Source organism: Desulfopila aestuarii DSM 18488 (genome assembly GCF_900143695.1).
In the GTDB taxonomy this organism is placed as follows: Bacteria; Desulfobacterota; Desulfobulbia; order Desulfobulbales; family Desulfocapsaceae; genus Desulfopila; species Desulfopila aestuarii.
Window position 1 is genome coordinate 320,474 of record NZ_FRFE01000001.1, and the last position, 20,211, is coordinate 340,684.

The window sequence follows — 20,211 nt, forward strand, 5'->3', positions numbered from 1 at the left end:
GAACGCGAAAGGAGAAACACCATGAGCTACACAACTGACCAAGCCAAAACCCAGGTGAAAAAAGTTGGGGGGTTGTATGAAATGGAACCGGGCAAAGATATCTGCGAGAGCCCGTTGTATAACGAAGACATTGCCCCGACGAGAGCCGGCGAGCGGACATGGCATAAATGGAACGTTGCCGCTCTCTGGGTTGGTATGGCTGTCTGTGTGCCCACCTATACCCTGGGAGGTGTCCTGACCGCATATTTTGGCCTTGATGTGACCGAAGCATTAATCACTATTTTTCTGGCTAATGTGATTGTCCTTATCCCTCTTCTCCTGAATGCCTTCGCCGGAACGAAGTATGGTATTCCCTTCCCTGTGCTGCTGCGCTCGTCATTTGGTACGTACGGTTCGAATATCCCGGCAGTTATCAGGGCCTTGGTGGCCTGCGGCTGGTTTGGTATCCAGACGATGTTCGGCGGCATGGCTATCAACTTGCTGCTTTCTGAAGTGTCGACAAGCTGGGCAGCCCTGGGCGAGAAGGGCACAGTTATCGGTTTTTTCATCTTCTGGTGCATGAATATGTACGTTGTTCTTAAGGGCTCTGAATCTATAAAAAAACTTGAAACATTTGCCGCACCATTGCTTTTGCTGGTTGGTGTTGGCCTCTTGATGTGGGCCTCGCCTAAAATTGATGCTACAGCTCTTTTGAGTGTCGCCCCCAGCCGCCCAGCTGAGGCTTCGGTCTGGAGCTATTTTTTTGGGGGGTTAACTGCGATGGTTGGCTTCTGGGCGACACTCTCGCTGAACATTCCTGATTTCAGCCGTTATGTGCGTTCCCAGAAGGACCAGATCGTCGGTCAGATCATTGGCCTGCCGTTGACGATGCTCCTTTTTGCTGCACTTGGTGTAGTGTTGACGGCAGCTTCTCCCGTGTTGGTTGGGGAGTCAATATCTGATCCCATCACCTTGATCGGCAAAATTGACAGTCCGTTCTGGGTTGTCCTGTCAATGATCATGATCATAATCGCAACCATTTCAACCAATACTGCTGCAAATATCGTTTCACCCACCAATGATTTCCAAAACATCTTTCCCAAAATGATCAACTTTAAGCGTGGGACTCTGCTTACCGGTGTGGTGGGTATCGTGCTCATGAGCTGGGAACTGTTACGGAAGATGGGCTGGGTTGTTTCCGAGGTGAGTGTAGAATCTATGTATTCCAACTGGCTGCTCGGCTATTCATCATTACTGGGTCCGATAGCCGGGATCATGATTGTCGACTATTTCCTTATCAAAAAACAGGAGCTGAGCCTTCCGGATCTCTATCTGCCTAAAGGGTGTTATCCGGCGTTTAATGGTGCTGGCATTATCGCTTTCCTGGTGCCCGTTGCCCTGACAGTCTTCTCCATAACTACCGGTTTTTTGCCCTGGTTCTACAGCTATGGCTGGTTCACTGGTTCTGCGCTGGGAGGTCTGCTCTATTTTGGCCTGATGACCGCGAAGGGGGCCGAGGCAACAGTGCCCGCCTCAGTCTCCTAATCTCGGTATATCCCGTTTATCCGGCAGACTATCACCGGATAAAGTGGGAGTCTTTGGCTGTGCTTTTGAACTCTTTTTTTCTGATGAAAACCAGATTCATAGAACAGGGGATAAACCTATAACGACCGGAGTGATTCTCATTTCTTATTATGATCGACAAATTACGTGTTAGCAAAAAAGGTAGAATCGGTAATTGGATTGGCGGTGAACATTCACAGTCACAGGCAGATGCATTTCTTCCCATCTTTACCCCCTACACCGGGGAGAGTATTGGTGAGGTTTCGCTGGGAGGTCGAAGCGACCTCGACCGGGCGGTGGCTGCAGCCGAAGCGGCTTTCCCGGGCTGGAAGAACACCCATATTAAAGATCGGGTTCAGGTGATGTTTCGTCTGAAAACCCTACTTGAAAACGATATTGACGAACTGGCGAACCTTGCTTCACTGGAGTGTGGAAAACTGCTGGATGAGGCGAAAGCCGGTATTCTCAAGGGGATTGAAATTCTTGAATATGCCTGTTCCGTCCCTAATATGATCGCTGGCGATTTCCAGGAGGTGAGCCGGGGTATCACCTGTCGATTCAGTCGTGAACCACTTGGGGTTATAGCCAGTATCGCCCCTTTCAACTTTCCCAACATGGTCCCCATGTGGACCCTGCCAATTGCCCTTGTCTGCGGCAATGTTGCGATATTGAAACCTTCAGAGCAGGTACCGCTGTCTGCAATTAGGCTGGCGGAGTTGTTTCATGAGGCGGGCCTTCCGGCGGGGGTCTTGAACGTGGTGAACGGTGGGGTGGAGATGGTGGAGGCGATCTGCGATCATCCTGGTATTGCTGCGGTCAGTTTTGTCGGTTCAAGCAAAGTGGCACGTATCGTATATGCGAGAGCAGCTGCCGCCGGCAAGCCAGTGTTGGCACTTGGTGGGGCAAAAAATCACCTGATTGTCATGGATGATGCTGATCCGGATTTTGCACCGGAGCAGATTGTCAATTCGGTGACCGGCTGTGCCGGCCAACGATGCATGGCCGCGTCGACGATTGTGGCTGTCGGTAATTGTGATGGCCTGATTGAGAAAATGGTCAGCTACGCCAAAGGATTCGATTTGGGGCGTAGTATGGGGGCAATTATCAACGCGCCAAGTGTTGATCGTATTACGTCCTATATCGATGGCGCGGAGAGTGGAGGTGCAAAGGTGCTGGTTGACGGTCGCGGCCTGAAGCCAGTGGCTGAGCTAGCCGGATGCGAGAACGGATACTGGATTGGCCCCACAATCCTCGATCATGTCCGGCCGGATATGCCAGCGGCCTGTGAAGAAATATTTGGGCCTGTAATGTCTATTGTTCGGGTGAACACCCTGGAAGAAGCTCTGGCTCTTGAAAACAAAAGCGCCTATGGCAATGCTGCGGCAATTTTTACCTCATCGGGTGCACCGGCCGATTATCTGCTGGAGCATGCCAGTGCCGGTATGATCGGTATCAATATCGGCGTGCCCGTGCCGCGCGAGCCGTTTTCGTTTGGCGGTTGGAATGATTCAAAATTTGGCAGCGGTGATATAACAGGCCAGGATGGTGTCAATTTCTGGACCAAAAAGAAGAAGATAACCACCAAGTGGGTATCGCCGAAGAATCCGAACTGGATGTCGTAGCTTGCAAACGACTCTTAGGTAAATACGATCGGAGAAAAATATGGGATCACTACTTATCAAAAATGGGGAGATTGTCAGCCCTCTCGACTGCACTTTCCAGGATATCTATATTGAAGACGGTAAAATAGCTGCACTCGGCAAGGATCTGGATGTCAGTGCTGACCGGGTTCTCGATGCAGCCGGGCAATATGTGCTGCCCGGGGGTATTGATGTGCATACCCATCTGGATATGCCGTTTATGGGTGAAGTGTCCGCCGATGATTTTGAGTCCGGAACTGCTGCGGCAATGGCGGGCGGTACCACCTCGATTATCGACTATATCGTGCCGGGCAAGGGGCAGTCGCTCTTGGAGGCGCTGGCCACCTGGAAGAGCAAGGCGAAGACAGCTGTTGCCGACTATGGCTTCCATATGGCGGTGACCTGGTACAGTGATCAGGTGGCGCGTGAGATGGCGGTGTGCGTCCGCGAGGAGGGTATTCCCAGCTTCAAGGCCTTTCTCGCCTACAAAGATGCGATCATGGTAAATGACGAGGAGTTGGTCGGTCTGTTGAAGTGTTCCCGTGAACTGAACGCACTGATTATGGCCCATTGTGAAAATGGCGAGATCGTGGCCGAGCTGCAGGAGAAACTCTTTGCCGAAGGTAAGGTCGAACCGAAATACCACGCCTTGTCCAGGCCTTCCTATGCCGAAGGTGAATCGGCGTTCAGGCTGGCCAGCCTGGCCAGAGCGATTGGGGTCCCTGCCTATTTTGTCCATATGAGCTGTGCCGAATCGACCAGGGTTCTGGTGGAAGCTCGGGCTCAGGGGATGGATATTTACGGTGAAACATGCCCCCAATACCTGCTGCTCGATGATTCGGTATACGACAAGCCCGACTTTCTTGGAGCCGCCTATGTCATGAGTCCGCCGATCAGGCCGAAAGGACATGCTGAATCGCTCTGGGGAGCTATCCGGGCCGGGCAGATCCAGGTGGTTGGAACCGATCACTGTCCGTTCAACCTCAAGGGGCAGAAAGAACTTGGTCGGGACGACTTTCGCAAGATCCCGAATGGTGCCGCCGGAATCGAAGACCGGCTGAAGCTCCTTTACACTTATGGCGTTATGAAAGGCCGTATCACCATCAATCAAATGGTGGCTATCACTTCAACCAATCCCGCGAAGATTTTTGGGATGTACCCGCAGAAAGGCAGCATTACGGTGGGAGCGGATGCCGATCTCGTTATCTGGCAGCCGGACGGTGAAGGGACTATCTCGGCCATGACCCATTACCATAGGGTGGATACCTCTATTTTTGAGGGATACAGAACCGTGGGCGCTCCCGCAGTGGTAATAGCCAACGGTCGGGTGCAATGTGAAGATGGCAAGCTTATGGTCGAGCCGGGGGCGGGCCGTTTTATTCCCCGCAAGCTTACCGTTTAATCTGACGCGGCCTTTGGTGCAAAGCGAACTCGATACAACAGGAGATGTACCATGAGTGATCTTTCCATTGATTTTTGTGGAATATCCAGCCCCAACCCGTTCTGGTTGGCTTCTGCTCCCCCGACCAACAGTGGGGAGCAGATCATGCGGGCTTTTGATACCGGCTGGGGGGGAGCCGTCTGGAAGACGCTCGGCAACCCGGTGGTGAATGTCAACAGCCGCTATGCGGCCCTCAGTCACGGGCGTAACCGGATTGTGGGGCTTAACAATATCGAGCTGATCACTGATCGGGGGTTAAGCATTAACCTTCGCGAGATGGGGGAAGTCAAGAAACGCTTTCCCAAGCATGCCCTGCTTGCCTCGATTATGGCTGGCACCAGAGCGGAATGGCAGGAACTTATCCGGCGGGTGGAAGATACGGGTGCCGATGGTGTGGAACTAAATTTCAGCTGCCCCCATGGTATGTGCGAACGCGGTCTCGGTTCGGCAATCGGCCAGGAGCCTGCCATTGCCGAAGAAATTACCCGCTGGGCAAAAGAGTCGTCATCGATTCCAGTGCTGGTGAAATTCACTCCGAATGTGGCCGATATTCGTGATCAAGGTCGTGCGGCAATGGCTGGTGCTGCCGATGGGGTTGCATTGATCAATACCATCAAGTCTATCATTGGGGTGGATCTTGATGATTTTATCCCTTTTCCGAAACTGCGTAATGGATCGACTAATGGGGGTTACTGTGGCCCGGCGGTTAAGCCCATAGCTTTACATATGGTGGCATCCCTTGGCCGGGAAACGTGGTTTACCCTGCCGATGTCCGGAATCGGTGGCATTAACACCTGGCAGGATGCGGCAGAATTTATTGCCCTTGGCTGTGGTTCGGTCCAGGTCTGCACGGCGGTTATGCACCATGGTTTCGGTATTATTACCGAAATGATTGACGGACTGTCCGGTTATCTGGATGAAAAAGGTATGACCAGTATTGGTGAACTGCAGGGCCGGGCCCTCGGCAATTACAAGGAGTGGGGAGAACTCGACATGAATTATAAAGTCGAGGCATCGATTGATGCGGCTACCTGCTCCGGTTGTGGAAAATGCTATACTGCCTGTAATGACGGAGCGTATCAGGCCATCGATTGGTCGGACAAGAAGACCCGCAAGGGAAAGCCGATTCCGGAAATTAACACGGTGAAATGCAAGGGGTGTAATCTCTGCTCCCTTGTCTGTCCGCTCGATTGCATTTCAATGATGGATGTGTCGCACACCGAGACGGTGGAAAGCTGGCAGGATATCGTTGCTCGCGGCGGTTATGCCGTTTCAGACGGAATAATTGTAAATGATCTCTGAAAGAGAAGAAAAAGGTGAATGCATGAGTTGGAAAAATTTGCGGGTCAATGGCCGTCGGCTGCAGGAATCTCTTGAGACAATGGCGAAAATCGGGGCAACCCCAAGTGGCGGGGTGCAGCGGTTGGCTCTTTCAGATGAAGATAAAGCCGCGCGCGACCTGTTCTGCAGCTGGCTCAAAGAGATAGACTGTGAAGTAACGATTGACGAAATGGGTAATATCTTTGGTCATCGTCCCGGTCGTAACAGGGCGCTTCCGGCGGTAATGAGCGGCTCTCATATCGATTCCCAGCCGAAAGGCGGCAGGTTTGATGGAATTTTCGGTGTGATGGGCGCCCTTGAGGTGATGCGGACCCTGCATGAAAATAGGGTTCAGACCGAGCGGGATATCGTTATTGTCGACTGGACAAATGAGGAGGGCTCGCGTTTTGCTCCGGCTATGGTGTCGTCTGGAGTCTGGGTGGGCAAACTGGAACGGGACTGGGCCTATGCACGTACCGACATCAATGGGAAAACACAGGGTGAGGAGTTGGAACGGATTGGCTATAAGGGAACGGTGCCGGCCAAGGCATTTCCCCTTCATGCCAATTACGAGTTGCATATTGAGCAGGGACCGATGCTTGAACGTTATGGCAAAACAATCGGGGTTCCTAAAGGAGTACTCTGTCTTCACTGGTACGATATCTATTTGACCGGAACCGCAAATCAGGTCGGTCCGACGCCCATGGCCGGGCGCAACGATTGCCTTCTGGCGGCCGCCGAGATGATTCAGGCGGTCAACAAGGTTGCACATATTCAGGGTGATATGGTGGGTACGGTGGGTGAGATTCATAATTTTCCAAACTCACGAAACATCATTCCCGATGGTGTCCATTTTACCGTGGATGTCCGTTCCTGGGAGGACGCCCATGCACTGTCTGCCTGGGAGATGATGGCCCGTGAATTTCAGGTTATTGCCGACCGCCATGGTACACATCTCAGAATGGAGACCACCTGGCGGGTCGAGCGTGCTCCGTTTAACCCGGGACTGGTTGATAACGTCCTCGAAGCCGCAGACAGTCTCGGCTATTCTTCCCATTACATGGTGAGTGGGGCAGGCCATGACTGCAGCTATATTAACCAGATCGCACCGGCGGCCATGATTTTCATTCCCTCCAAAGGGGGACGAAGCCATGTCGAGGTTGAGGAGTCAAGTTGGGAGGATTGTGAGAAAGGGACCAATGTATTGCTGCAGTGTATGTTAAAATCAGCCAACGAGAAGTAGCCTCTCACCGTGTCTCTTTGTTTGTCCAGGCGTGCCTGATATGATAAAGAAAAGGCCAATGGCTTCCAGCTGGAAATAATGGTATAAAAACGAAGTCAGGATTTTACAAATTAATACCATACGTTCCGGATGGAGAGTTGAAATGGAGAGAATCGTTGCCAAGTTCGGCGGCTCAAGTGTTGCAGATGCAAACCAGATAAAAAAGCTGCGGAGTATTGTCGACCATGACCTTAGGCGCAGGATCGTCGTTGTTTCTGCGCCTGGTAAACGGCATGGTGGCGAGAGCAAACTCACAGATCTGCTCTACCTCTGCCAGGAGATGGGGGCGATGGCCACCAGTATCGATGAACCGTTCGGTCTTATCCGGGGGCGGTATATGGAGATTGCTGTTGACCTGAATCTCGATCAGACAATTCTTTCAGATATCGACAGATTCGGAGAAGAGTTGACTGCCGGATGTACCCCTGATTATGCCGCCTCGCGCGGTGAATACTTTTCTGCCAGGCTCATCGCAGAGTACCTGGGTGCGGAGTTTATCGATCCCGCCGAATATATTGTCATTCGCGCCAACGGCACCATCGCTCCGGAAAGTTACGATCTGCTCGGTGCTCGCCTGGCCAACCTCGATTCACGCTATGTTATGGCCGGATTCTATGGCCGTGATCGTAATGGCGAGGTTAAAACGTTCTCCCGTGGCGGCTCGGATATCTCCGGGGCCATCGCCGCTCGAGCGGCTGGGGCGGCATGCTACGAGAATTGGACCGATACCTCGGGGATCCTCATGGCTGATCCCCGCATCATTGACAATCCCAGGCCCATTGACGAGATCAGCTTTCGTGAGATCCGGGAGATGGCCTATATGGGCGCTTCGGTGTTTCACGACGAAGCGATTCTGCCGGTACGCGAAGCCTCCATTCCCATCAGAATCAAAAACACCAATAGTCCGGAAGATCCTGGAACCCTTATCACCGCAACACTCAGCGACAAAACCATCTCCAGCACCGAGATTGCCGGTATTGCGGGCAAGAAGGGCTTTTCCATGATCAGTCTTGAAAAATCGCTGATGAACCGCGAGGTGGGTTTTGTCTACAGGCTGCTTGGCATTTTGAGCGAGCAAGGAGTGAGTTTTGAACAGTGTCCCTCCTCCATCGATTCGGTGAGTGTTATTTTCGAAGATGAGAAATTGCGCGGGCTTGATGATGTGCTGATCGATCAGATCTGTCGTCAACTGCAGCCGGACAATGTTGCGGTCGAAAAAAATATCGCTCTGGTGGCGGTGGTCGGTGAAGGTATGGTACGCACCGTCGGTATAGCCGGCAAGATCTTCGGCGCTCTTGGAAAGGCCGGTATTAACGTGCGGGTAATCAATCAGGGGGCTTCCGAGATGAATATCATCATCGGGGTGAGTGATGATGATTACGAGGCTACGGTAAGGGTTCTTTACGAAGTCTTTGTTGGCCAGGGCAAACAGAGCTGATTTCAACATGTAAAGGTCCGGCAGCAACGTGTTGTGCTGCTGCCGGGACCTCCTGCTTTCTTCCTTCCTAGCCCCAGTATGGCTGCAGCCACGGCTGCTGAGCCTGCCAGAGTTCATCAAACATTTTTGCAATCTCATCAAGCGTACAGACAGCCGCCGTTAGTGGATCAAGACAGATGGCATGAAACGCGGCCTCTTTCCTGTAATTGAGTGCAGCTTCGACGATCAGTTCCTGGACACTGATCATTGACCGGTTCAGGGCGGCGCACTGCGGCGGCAGGGTTCCTACCCTTGTGGGGTGCAGTCCTGAGCGGTCCACAAAGATGGGTACTTCGACAATACATTCCGGCGGAAGGTTTGATATCAACCCGTTGTTTCTGATGTTACCGTTGATTTTTGCCGTTTGACCGGTACACATTGCGTGAATGATTTTCGGGGCGTTGAGTACCGTTTTTTCAACCCGTATACTCTGTTCCCCTCGCAACTGCCGGTCGATGATTTCCGTATCCCGCCGGTGGATCTGCTCCTCTAGCTGTAAGAGATTCCAACGGTGGGGCACAAACCGCTCGATCATTGCCGCATTTTTACGAAAATACGGTACGTAATCGCTACAATGCCAGTGATTTTCCGTCGACCAGTAGCCAAAATGTCTGAGTATCTCACAGCGGACGCCGTCCGCTGCCAGGACTTTAGGTTTCGCGAGGATGCCTGCGATTTCATCGGTCCGGTCCACGCCATCCACCAGCATCTGCAGAATCCAGGTCATGTGGTTAATGCCGCCGAAGAGCACATCGATATTGTCGGGAATGGGTGAATACATCAACTGATCCCAGGCTTCCGGGGTGTGCGGATGCTCGACCCATGGGCCAAAACCGAGATAACCGGCAAGCTGGGCAACGGTGTAGGTCACCCCGTAGCAGAGACCGATGGAGGTGATATCAGAATATTGGGTTGCAGCCCAAGTGAGTGGGGCGAGAGGATTGGCGTAATTGATAAAGAGCGCGTCCGGACAGAGACGTTCCATATCGTCCAAAATTGACAGCATAGGCGGAATCTGGCGCAAGGCCCTGAAAATTCCACCTGGGCCAAGGGTGTCGCCAACTTCCTGATCAACGTTGTATTTTCTCGGTATTTCGATATCAAGCTTCCAGGGGGCAAGGCCACCGACCTGGATGCAGTTGATCACGCAGTCAGCACCAGTCAGGGCTTCCTTCTGGTTTGTTGTGGCGGTGATCAGCTTGGTTGGGAGACCTTCTTGAGTCAGCATTTTGTGGGCGAGGGCCAGTGTTCGTGATAGTGCTGCTTGATCGAGATCTTCCAGTGTTACCTGTAGCTCGGCGAGTTCACGGTAGCAATAAAGAGAAGAAAGGATCTGACGGGTGAACATGGTGCTTCCGGCACCGATGATGGCGATTTTTTTCATTTTATGTTCCTGAACCTGTTATTTGCGGCGTGTGGAAAAGGCCATGGCATAGAGGGAGACGGAGAGGACAATCACCAGGCCATGGACCAATCTGGTCCAGTATCCGGAGAGGCCTGCACTGATGATACCCGCCTCAAGGATGCCGATAATAATCGAACCGACAACTGTCCCGAAGATGGTGCCCTGTCCACCAAAGACAGAGGTTCCGCCAAGGAAAATTGCGGCAAACACCAGCAAAAGATACCCTTCGCCTTGCGTTGGCCACCAGTTGGCCATCTCAAGGCAGACCATGACTGAGGCCAGGGCGCTGATGAGGCCCATGATGACAAACAGAGCGATACGGACAGTGTCAGTTTTTACACCCATCATCTTAGCAGTACCGATATCGTCACCGATGAAGCGAACATCATCGCCAAAGATATGCCGGTTAAGCAGTAGCCAGAACAGCAGGGCGACGAGCAGGCACCAGATGGTCTGCATTGGGATCCAGTCAAAAAGCCTTCCCACCAGGATGTCGTGAAAGGTGGTGTCCCGCAGATTCGTCAGATTCCGGGCCAGGCCATCTGCGAGCAGGGTGGAGGCGCCTCGCCAAAAAAACTGGGTGCCGATGGTGGCGATGATGGCCGGAACCCCGATCCACACTACGATCAGGCCGTTGCATAATCCGGCGAATGCCCCGGTGGCAAGAGCGGCAAAAAAGCCAAGCAGCGGGCTGCCGGTGGCCTGAGCAACGTTTGAAAAACTGAGCCCGGAGATGACCATGATAGAGGGAAAGGAGAGGTCCATTTCCCCGGCAACAATGAGCAGGGTCAGTCCCAGAGCTAACAGGGTGGGGAAGGGGATGGTCGACATAAAGGCGACATAGATGCGCCTGTGGAGAAAGGTCTGGGGGCTGAGGTATATGAAAAGGCTCAGAAGACCGGCAAGGAGCAGCAAAAGGCCAAGCTGAAGGCGGTAGTTGTACAGTGTGGTTTTCATGCTACCGTCCGCTCGTGATCGTAGGGGGCCATGGAGAGGGTTTCCAGCTGTTCAAAGAGTTCGGCAACGCTCATTTCTTCTCGTCGGCATTGATAAGCGATTGTTCCTCTGGCGACAAAGAGAAACATATCGGCTACTTCATGGACATGGTGGAGGTTGTGTGAGATGAAGAGAGCTGAGTTGCCCCGGTCTGGGATCGAACGGATAAAATCCAGCACCCGACCAACTTCTTTGACCGAAAGGGCGGTTGTCGGCTCGTCGAGAATGGTCAGGGCGGAGTTGAAGTGCATGGCGCGACTAATGGCGAGCCCCTGGCGTTCTCCACCAGAAAGTGTCGAGACCAGGGCATCAGCCGAGATGCCTACTCCTTTTAGGCCGATGGAGTTGCGCAGCATGGCAAGCGTCAGGTCTTTTTCCTCCTTGACCCGAATGAAGCCGAGCGCATTACGCAGATGCCTGCCAACAAACACATTGCGCCACAGTGGCTGTTTCTCTCCCAGAGAACGCTCCTGGTAGACCGTTTCCACCCCCAGTGACCGGGCCATTCGCACGGAATAGCTGCGCATGTTGACTTCGTTGCCATTTATCCACAAGGAGCCGGAATCTGGACGGTGGACTCCGGAGAGGATCTTGATAATGGTCGATTTACCGGCACCGTTGTCGCCGATGAGCGCAACAACCTGGCCTTTCGGTATGGAGAGATTGATATCAGTGAGGGCTTGTATCGACCCAAACGATTTATAGAGGGACTTGGCGGTGAGAATTGTATCCATCGGTCCAGCAAAAAGATGGGTGCAGGCGATATTAATGATCGCTTGCACCCGTGTAAGGAGTACTGATCGGTAAAAAAATCAGCGAATGGCTTTTTCTGCCAGCGGTGCAATGAGATCAATATTGGCAGTGTGGATGAAACCGCCGCCGGTTTCGATCTCCAGTCCCGAGAATCCGAAACGCTTGGTTAGAACGATTTGCAGAACCGGCAGATAGCCTTGGAGATAGGGCTGGCCGTCACCGACCAGGTCGACATATCCCGCCTTGATGGCTGAAGCGGTTGCGGGTGAGAGGCTGAAGCCGGCACCGATAATTTCATCTGGTCCAATGCCTGCGGCCCGGAAGAAGTTTTCGAGCTGGGCGGTCAGTGCACCGTGGTCCATAATGACAATGTCACAGTCCGGATTGGATGAGAGGTAGGCGGTGATGACCGGGGTGCCAAGGCTGGCGTCTTTGTCAATTTCAGGAGAAATCTCCATGTAATCGACGGTGAGACCACTGTTTTCAAGGGTTTCGATCAGCGCCTTGGAGCTGAGGCCGCGGGTAGGCTGGCTTTTCAGCCCCCAGACGAGGGCCCTGTCGCCTTTTTTGAGGCCAAAACGGTTGACCGCCTCGGTGGCAAGAGCTTTGCCGCGGGCATAGTTGGAGACGCCCGCATAACCAAATCCGGATGCCTGGTATTTTTCCATGAGGTTTGGCAGCTCAGTATCAGAGGAGCTGACAATGATACCTTTATCGACTGCTTCCTTGATAAAGGGGGCGTAGGCGTCGTCGCCTGGATGTCCCATGACGACGATTCCGTCAGGACCAGCGGCAAGAGCCTTCTGGAAATTTTCCAGCATCTTCTGGGGACTCCAGTCGGAGTACATGAATTCGATGTCACAGCCCAGATCGGCAGCCGCCTGTTCGGCACCATGCTGAACGATGGTGTTATAGGTTTCGCCTACGGGGCCTCCTGTATCAAACCAGATTTTGATACCCTTGCCGCTTTGCTGCAGGGTATCTTTTGCCAGTACGGTGCTGCTGAGCATACATACTGCCAGCAACGCCATCAACAATCCTGTTTTTTTGCCAATCATAATTGACCTCCTTGTGAGTGGTTCTTTGTCTATTGTCAGGTTGTTTGTCAGTAAAAAAAGGCTGACATATGTTCATGGAACACCATATACTGGCATTGTTAAAGTATCACAAATACTTATTGCCTATGTCGTTTAGTGCTTCGATCGGTAATTCCTATCGCCGAGATTTGTGTACAGCATTGTTCGATGAGAGAGATGTGTGACAATTGTAGGAGATGTCACTCTGCGGCAGGTTACCGAACCCAGATGGAATTCGAACATTATGTGGAAAGCTGACAAGGTGTGGTTGAACTTTATATCCACTACTTTGGGGAACGATCAGCCTGTGGTACAATATTTTGCCTGCGTACGTATTTACGTGTACCTGATTTTGAACGAAGATCAGCATTTTGTTAGAGGGTCAATCATTCCAACACTATGATACCAAGACGATGATACGGGATATAACCGCAACACTCTATGCCGATGTGCCGCAGGAGAGGCTCTATCATTACACCAGCTTCAACGGGTTGATGGGGATTGTCGAGAGCGGGGCTCTGTGGGCATCCGATATCCGTTATATGAACGATTCTGCTGAGCTGAAACATACCGCCGATCTTATCCGCACCGAAGTGAGCCGGCGAATTGCCGAGGGCCATACCAGACCCAATCTGCTCAACCAGTTCCTCGATTGGGTTACCCACCGCATCACCAATGGCCATATGCTCTTTGCTGCCTCCTTCCGGGCCAACGGCAACCTGCTCAGTCAGTGGCGCGGCTACAGCCGGTTGGGGAAAGGGGTGAGTCTTGGTTTTGATCCGGCATATATTCTGCGATGCGCCGAGCAACAGTCGTTTGAGATCGGCCGCTGTGTGTACAGCTGTGATCAGCAGGCTCTGCTGATCAGTCAGGTGGTCGATGCGGTGGAAAGACTTGCTGCCGATCATCTCCCCGTTGCTGTCCCGGAGCCAGGTGCGGGGAACGGCGATGGGTATCATGTCATCTTTGAACAGATCGAAAGTGACTTGCTCCGGATCGCCGCCCTGTTGAAGCACCCGTCGTTTCGAGAGGAGGAAGAATGGCGGATTGTTTCGCCGGTGATCACAGACTATCTCGATGCACCGGTATTGTTTCGCGAGGGGACATCGATGCTGGTCCCGTATATCATGTTTGACCTGAGCCCCATTGCACTGCAGCACCTGTTCCTGGGGCCAACGCCCAATAAGACGATTTCCATGAATTCGCTTACCATGTATCTCGCCAAGAACGGGATCAGGCCGGAGCGTGGGATATCGTATTGCCAGATTCCGTTTCGGGGAAAGTAAGCAGTTGGGTGGTAACGGTTAGTGCAGATGTGGGAACGGTGCGGTAGTTAGAGGGATGAGAAGACTGGTCATGTCAGGACCGTGAGGCTTGACGGGACCAGTCTTGCTATGGGCTTATCTCTTTGAGGTGTTAGAATCCACTGTTCTTCATCAGCTCATCCAGCCTGCCACTGTCTTTGATCTTTTTTAACCCATCATTAAATGCTTGCATTTTTGCGTCTGCATTGGCCGTCTTCTTGGAGATAAGGACGTGCAGAGTCTTTTCTTCGAGAGCTGGCGATACGAATTCGATCTCTCCAGCCTTGTCCGGCATCTCCTGCTGTATCAGGTAGAGTCCGACAAATTTATCGATGACAACAAGGTCGAGACGTCCAGCGAGGAGTTTGCGAAGATTGGTGATATCGTCATTTGCCTCTTCTTTCTGCAGATAGTCCGCTTTGTCAAAATCTTCTGTGTTAACATATCCACGGACGACACCTATTTTCAAAGCTTTGAGATCTTCCAGTTTCGAAAAGGCAATGTTGTCCGATTTTCGTTTCATAAAGCCTAGCGGTCCTCCAGGAAAAGGCTCGGAAATGAGAAAATCAGCCTGATCTTCTTTAAGATAATATTCTGGAAGACAACCATCAGCTTTGCCGTCCTTGGCTGTGGCTTTTGCTCTCACCCATGGCTGGAAGGCAAACTCGACCGTATACCCTGATGCAGTAAAAGCTTCTCTGACAAGTGTTGCCACAAAGCCATTACCGTCCATTTTCTCACCAATGTATGGTTCCCAGTCCAGGGTGTTGAGTTTGACAGAATCTGCAGCCTGGGAATTGATGCCGACAATACAGAGCGAAACGATTGAACATGCCATAAAGAAACGCTTCAAAAACATAATCCCTTCTCCTTGTTAACTGCGTTGATGAGTAAGCTGCGGTAATTGGTTTTGAATGCGTCAGACGCCTGACCATATGAGTCTAGCAAAGAGCAAATACTAAAGTCAAAAAACCTTACTAATAGGATATGTGAAAAGTTAAATAATTATCAAAATTATTGTTGCTTTTAATTTGGTAGCTTGGGGGAATAAGGCTGAAGATGCTATGGCTTGCGTCTGATACATGTCTTCATACGGGCACGGCAATGAACAGGAGCAACTTTTCTCTTTGTGGCCAATGAAGATTGTGCAATGATTGTATCACGAAGGCTGCATCGTGTTTGACACCTAAGCCATTGCAATGTGGTGGTAACACCCTTTATTTATATCCCCTCATTCGCTGCTTTCCAGCAGCAAAGGAAAAATGTATCATGGCGAACCCATCTGCTCGCCCGGCCGGTACGCTCGGCACCTTCGCTGGAGTTTTTACGCCCTCTATCCTCACCATCCTGGGGATCATTCTTTTTCTCCGTCTGGGGTATGTTGTTGGCAGTGCCGGACTCCTTACTGCTCTGTTGATTATCGCCATCGCTAATCTCATTTCGGTACTGACCAGTTTTTCGTTGGCGGCCATCGCCACCAATTTGAAAGTGAAGGGTGGAGGGGACTATTATCTTATATCCAGGACTCTTGGCCTTGAGTTCGGTGGTGCACTTGGCTTGGTACTTTTTCTCGCTCAGTCGGTGTCGATTGCCTTTTATTGTATAGGTTTCGGCGAGGTTGTTGCCTCTTTCTTCAGTGGGGCTCCGGTGATACTGCCTCAGCTGATTGCGGCTGTTGCGGTCGGGTTGCTTTTCGTGTTGGCTTGGTTGGGGGCGGATCTTGCCACTCGTTTCCAGTTTGGGGTCATGGGCGTTCTTTTTCTCGCTCTGGTCTCTTTTTATCTGGGCGGAATCGAACACTGGGATAGTCAAATATTGCTGGCAAACCTAAGGCCTCCTGCAGAAGGACCTCCGTTCTGGACGCTCTTCGCTATTTTCTTTCCGGCGGTTACTGGTTTCACCCAAGGGGTGAGCATGTCGGGGGATCTGAAAAATCCAGGGAAAAGTCTCCCGCTTGGCACCTTTTCCGCAGTGCTGCTTTCCATAATTGTCTACTTCTCTGTCGCCGTACTTTTTGCCGCCGGTGAGCCCTTGTCGAAACTGTCCAGCGACTATAGTGTGATGGCAGACATTTCCCATTGGGGGGGGCTTATTACCGGTGGTGTAATTGCCGCGACCCTCTCCTCGGCTATGGCATCATTTCTGGGTGCGCCGCGTATTCTCCAGTCACTGGCAAAAGATAAAATATTCTCATTTCTCGGTCCATTTGCCAAAGGTAGCGGCCCGACGGACAATCCCCGCCGTGGAGTGTTGCTATCGGCAGTCATTGCCGGCATTACCATTGCCCTCGGCCAGCTTGACCTGATAGCCCGGTTGGTTTCCATGTTCTTTCTCATTTCTTATGGGTTGCTGAATTACGCCACGTACTATGAAGCCCAGGCCGCGAGTCCTTCGTTTCGGCCTCGGTTTCGTTACTATCATCGCTACGTGAGCCTTGTTGGTTTTCTGTTTTGCCTTGGAGCGATGCTGGCAATTGACAGTATGAGTGGGATCGTGGCTATTGCCATTCTGACAGCTGTGTATCTCTATTTACGAAGCACAGATATTCCAGCCCGTTGGGCCGATGGCAGACGTTCCCACCTGTTGCAGCGGATACGCTCCGATCTGCTGGCAGTCGGTTCCGACTCTGATCATCCGAGGGACTGGCGTCCTTATATCCTTGCCTTTTCCGATGATCCCGAACGGCGTCGCACCCTGCTGGAATTTGCCTCACTTATTGAGGGAGGAAGTGGGCTGACTACGGTCGTCAGGTTTCTCACCGGTGAGGGAGCCGTTATGCGTAAAGCACGGCAGGAGGCGGAAGAGGAACTCCGCCGGGAAATCAGGCCCTATCGTAAGGATGTCTTTTGCAGGGTTGTGGCCGGCGGCGATATCAGGACCTCGCTTGAAACCCTGCTGCAGTCTTTTGGCATGGGTCCCCTCAGGGCGAATACTATTCTGCTTAACTGGATAGGCGATGGCTGGGATGAAGAGCGCAGGGCCATACTCTACGGAAAGTATCTGCGTGGGGCGCACCGGTTGGGCTGCCATCTTGTCGTTCTCAGTTCAGCCGAAGAATGCTGGGAAAAAATGGCACATACGATAAGTGAGGAACGACGAATCGATGTGTGGTGGCGAGGTGATGCGGCCAGCCGGCTGATGTTGCTGCTCGCCTATCTCACCACTCGTCAGGAGGGATGGAGTGAGGCGAAAATACGTCTGCTGGCTATCAATTATCCCGAAGACAGTGCAGAAAACAGGCAGCAACTGCAGGAGTTGCTGGACGAAAGCCGGATTCCCGCAGAATTTGTGTTGTTGCCATCGGCCGATACAGATACGGTCGTGAAGTTCGCAGAAGATACGGCTCTCACCTTCATGCCCTTTGGTTTGAAAAAAGACGAGCCTGTAGATATGTTCGGAGATCCCGCCGGCAGGCTATTGGCCCGCCTCGGTGTTACCGCTTTGGTACTCGCTGGGCAGAAGGTGGATTTGGATGCTGAGCCGGAAGAGGGTAGTGAAGGGGGGCTGGCTGTTGCGCTTGATGCGCTTGAGCGGGCTGAACGGCGGGCTGCCCTTGCCCGTAAAGAGGCGGAGGAAGCTGTTCGGGTTGCTGAGAAGAAGATGAAGGAAATCGAACTCTCCGGCGGGTTGTTTGACTCGTCGGTGATGAAACAGCTCAAAACAGCTTTGCAGGCACGTGAGAAGGCTGATGAAGCGGCAAGAAAGGTTGCTCGTGAGGAGAGTAAGTCAGTCATGGCGGCAAAGGATCTTGCATCACACGGTATTTCGCAGGGAAATATTGACGACTGAGGCTGTTCCTGTGGCCCGTTGACAGCCATCGGTATATCCACTAATGTCTTGGTTTAGCGTTTATCTAGTCTGATTTTTTTGTTATCCATCATCCGGAGATTGCGATGGAGTCGTTTTGCTGGAATAGTAATTTTGAGACGGGATTACAAGACGTTGACGATCAGCATCGCCGGTTGGTTGACATCATTAACACCTTCGGCAGCCATTTGGCTGAGAACGACATCGCCGAAGAACATGTGGAGTCACTACTCAAAGAACTTATAGATTACGCACAGTTCCATTTTGAGGACGAGGAGGAATTGATGGCCGACAGCGGTCTCGATTCCAGGCACTGCGAATTTCATATTGTCGAGCACAACACCTTTCTTGATGATGTTCTCTTGTTTCGAAATCATCGTCGCAAAGGTGACGCAGAAGATGCCCGCTCAATTTTGGAATATCTGATCCACTGGCTTGCCTATCATATTCTCGTTATGGACAAAAATATGGCGAGACAGATGAGCCTGATTGCCGGTGGTATGACGGCAGCCGATGCCTGGCTGGCAGAGGAGCGCGAAGCAGATGCTTCTACCGAGCCGCTGCTGACGGCGCTGAAAGGGCTCTTTCAGCAGGTATCACAACGTAACCGGGAATTGGCGGTCCTCAATCAGAACCTTGAGAGAATCGTGGAGGAGCGTACCCGGGAGCTGGTCAAGGCCAATGCCAATTTAGAGATGCTGGCGATGACAGATGTCCTCACCGAGCTACCCAACCGTCGTCACGCCCTGCGTCAGCTCCAGGAACTCTGGAAAGAGGCGCAGCAGCAGAACGGACATCTTGCCTGTATGCTGGTTGATGCTGACGGCTTTAAGGCGATTAATGACACATACGGTCATGATGCCGGTGATGCCGTGTTGTGGCGTTTGGCGCGGGAACTCTGCCACTCTGTACGTAGCGATGACATCGTCTGCCGTTTGGGCGGGGACGAATTTGTGATCATTTGTCCTTTTACCCCGCTCGAGGGGGCACTCCATATTGCCGAGTTGACCAGGGCAAATATTGCCGCGTTACAGGTCCAGGCGGGAGAGGGGGTCTGGCATGGTTCCATCAGCGTCGGAGTGGCGGCGAAAACAGCCGACATTGCTTCTGTTGATGAGCTGGTCAAGGCAGCCGACGAAGGTGTCTACATGGCCAAGAGGGCAGGACGAAACTGTGTCCGGTCCTCTCAGGCCAAGGTGGCCGGAGAGGTGCAGAATACACCGTGATCCGGTAAACCGAACGAATGTTTCAACACCTCTTCCCCTGGCTGTGTCGGTCAATCCTGCTGTAGGAAAATTTCCTTATACATCTTGCGATATTCGCCGACTGAGCTCGGGTCGAGCCAGCGCTCATATGCCGCCCGGTACCGCTCAGTTGGCCGTTCCTGGGTCAGGATCGTATTGATGGTTTCGATGGTGTTTTTGCCCCAGTCAGTTTTAGAGCAGGCTACATAGGTGAGCATCGACTCGCGGTCTTCCAGATTCTCGCTAACGCTGATGGTCATTATCTTATCGCGAAATCCCATGGTCTCAGCGAGGTACATAGCTTCTTCGGGAAGACCCGGCAGAGCGTCCACGCGTCCGGCAAGCAACATCTTGAACAGGTTCAAGGTGAGCTCCGGCCCTTCATAGGCATAGATGTTTTTATCATTCCCGTAGTCGTTTAAGCTTTTGTCGAAGCCTGGGCCATAGGAACGGTTTTTCGAGCGGCCTATGACCATTTTGCCCTCTTTCAACAGATCTGCCAGACGAACCACTTTTTGTCCGCCAAAATCCTCGAATCGGTCTTTTTGGATAATGAGGACCGGCGGCAGGGTGAAGACCGATGCCTTACTGAAATAGACGAATTCATCCCGCTCAGGGGTCTTGTACATGGCCAGGCTGCAGGCGTTTTCCCCCTGTTTCCACTGCTGGTAATGGCGGGAGATGGTTGCCTGCATATGTACATGCTCAAACTGGGGCATTTTTTCTTCCAGGATGTCGGTGATGAGATCTTCATAGCCCTGCCCGGCCAGAGGCCCTTCATGGATAAAGAAAGGTGGGGCCACCGCTTCGAGCCAATAGAGTTTTTCCTTGGCCGTTGCCTGCGATGGTAATAGTAGGCCGCAGGTAAAAAGCAGAAGAAATAATGCATTGCCGTAATGACGTTGTCCACTCATCGCGAATACC

The 20,211-nt window shown here is 52.2% G+C and carries 15 protein-coding genes; 9 read left to right on the forward strand and 6 right to left on the reverse strand.

All coding sequences use genetic code 11. From position 1 onward, the window contains the following. Positions 1-21: 21 nt before the first annotated feature. The 6 genes from BUF15_RS01340 to BUF15_RS01365 all read left to right on the forward strand — a co-directional run bounded on the left by BUF15_RS01340 (position 22) and on the right by BUF15_RS01365 (position 8,663). Positions 22-1,524: an NCS1 family nucleobase:cation symporter-1 gene (locus tag BUF15_RS01340; protein WP_073611624.1), complete on the forward strand. Its 1,503-nt coding sequence runs from the start codon at positions 22-24 to the stop codon at positions 1,522-1,524. Between the two features lie 149 nt (positions 1,525-1,673). After that, positions 1,674-3,164, forward strand: a complete 1,491-nt coding sequence (locus BUF15_RS01345; protein ID WP_073611625.1) for a CoA-acylating methylmalonate-semialdehyde dehydrogenase — start codon at positions 1,674-1,676, stop codon at positions 3,162-3,164. Positions 3,165-3,204: 40 nt separating this feature from the next. Beyond that, positions 3,205-4,584, forward strand: coding sequence for a dihydropyrimidinase (gene hydA / locus BUF15_RS01350; RefSeq protein WP_073611626.1), 1,380 nt, complete (start codon positions 3,205-3,207; stop codon positions 4,582-4,584). Between the two features lie 51 nt (positions 4,585-4,635). After that, positions 4,636-5,925, forward strand: a complete 1,290-nt coding sequence (gene preA / locus BUF15_RS01355; protein WP_073611627.1) for an NAD-dependent dihydropyrimidine dehydrogenase subunit PreA — start codon at positions 4,636-4,638, stop codon at positions 5,923-5,925. A 22-nt stretch (positions 5,926-5,947) separates the two neighbouring features. After that, positions 5,948-7,186 (forward strand): Zn-dependent hydrolase, encoded by a 1,239-nt coding sequence (locus tag BUF15_RS01360; RefSeq protein ID WP_200802303.1) that lies wholly within the window; start codon positions 5,948-5,950, stop codon positions 7,184-7,186. 142 nt (positions 7,187-7,328) lie between these two features. Next, positions 7,329-8,663 carry an aspartate kinase gene (locus BUF15_RS01365; protein WP_073611629.1) on the forward strand — a complete coding sequence of 445 codons (1,335 nt, stop codon included), beginning with the start codon at positions 7,329-7,331 and terminating at the stop codon, positions 8,661-8,663. 67 nt (positions 8,664-8,730) lie between these two features. On the opposite strand, the gene melA is transcribed toward BUF15_RS01365, so the two are convergent. The 4 genes from melA to BUF15_RS01385 all read right to left on the reverse strand — a co-directional run bounded on the left by melA (position 8,731) and on the right by BUF15_RS01385 (position 12,914). Then, a complete protein-coding gene (gene melA, locus BUF15_RS01370) occupies positions 8,731-10,086 on the reverse strand; it encodes an alpha-galactosidase (protein ID WP_073611630.1) in 1,356 nt (451 codons plus the stop codon). A gap of 18 nt (positions 10,087-10,104) precedes the next feature. Then, positions 10,105-11,064 (reverse strand): ABC transporter permease, encoded by a 960-nt coding sequence (locus tag BUF15_RS01375; protein WP_073611631.1) that lies wholly within the window; start codon positions 11,062-11,064, stop codon positions 10,105-10,107. Continuing rightward, positions 11,061-11,837 (reverse strand): ATP-binding cassette domain-containing protein, encoded by a 777-nt coding sequence (locus BUF15_RS01380; protein WP_073611741.1) that lies wholly within the window; start codon positions 11,835-11,837, stop codon positions 11,061-11,063. Before BUF15_RS01380 ends, BUF15_RS01375 begins: the two co-directional genes overlap by 4 nt. Positions 11,838-11,915: 78 nt before the next feature. Beyond that, on the reverse strand, positions 11,916-12,914 hold the full coding sequence (locus BUF15_RS01385) for a sugar ABC transporter substrate-binding protein (RefSeq protein ID WP_073611632.1): 999 nt from the start codon (positions 12,912-12,914) through the stop codon (positions 11,916-11,918). 431 nt (positions 12,915-13,345) lie between these two features. Between BUF15_RS01385 and BUF15_RS01390 the strand changes: the two genes are divergently transcribed. After that, positions 13,346-14,218 carry a DUF2971 domain-containing protein gene (locus tag BUF15_RS01390; protein WP_073611633.1) on the forward strand — a complete coding sequence of 291 codons (873 nt, stop codon included), beginning with the start codon at positions 13,346-13,348 and terminating at the stop codon, positions 14,216-14,218. A gap of 130 nt (positions 14,219-14,348) precedes the next feature. Here BUF15_RS01390 and BUF15_RS01395 read toward each other — a convergent pair whose 3' ends face one another. Then, on the reverse strand, positions 14,349-15,095 hold the full coding sequence (locus BUF15_RS01395; protein WP_073611634.1) for a substrate-binding periplasmic protein: 747 nt from the start codon (positions 15,093-15,095) through the stop codon (positions 14,349-14,351). A gap of 410 nt (positions 15,096-15,505) precedes the next feature. Here BUF15_RS01395 and BUF15_RS01400 point away from each other — a divergent pair, with 410 nt between their 5' ends. Continuing rightward, a complete protein-coding gene (locus BUF15_RS01400) occupies positions 15,506-18,025 on the forward strand; it encodes an amino acid permease (protein ID WP_073611635.1) in 2,520 nt (839 codons plus the stop codon). 104 nt (positions 18,026-18,129) lie between these two features. Next, positions 18,130-19,269 carry a GGDEF domain-containing protein gene (locus BUF15_RS01405; RefSeq protein ID WP_073611636.1) on the forward strand — a complete coding sequence of 380 codons (1,140 nt, stop codon included), beginning with the start codon at positions 18,130-18,132 and terminating at the stop codon, positions 19,267-19,269. A 50-nt stretch (positions 19,270-19,319) separates the two neighbouring features. On the opposite strand, the gene BUF15_RS01410 is transcribed toward BUF15_RS01405, so the two are convergent. Continuing rightward, positions 19,320-20,201, reverse strand: coding sequence for a TIGR02285 family protein (locus tag BUF15_RS01410; protein ID WP_073611637.1), 882 nt, complete (start codon positions 20,199-20,201; stop codon positions 19,320-19,322). Positions 20,202-20,211 lie beyond the last annotated feature (10 nt).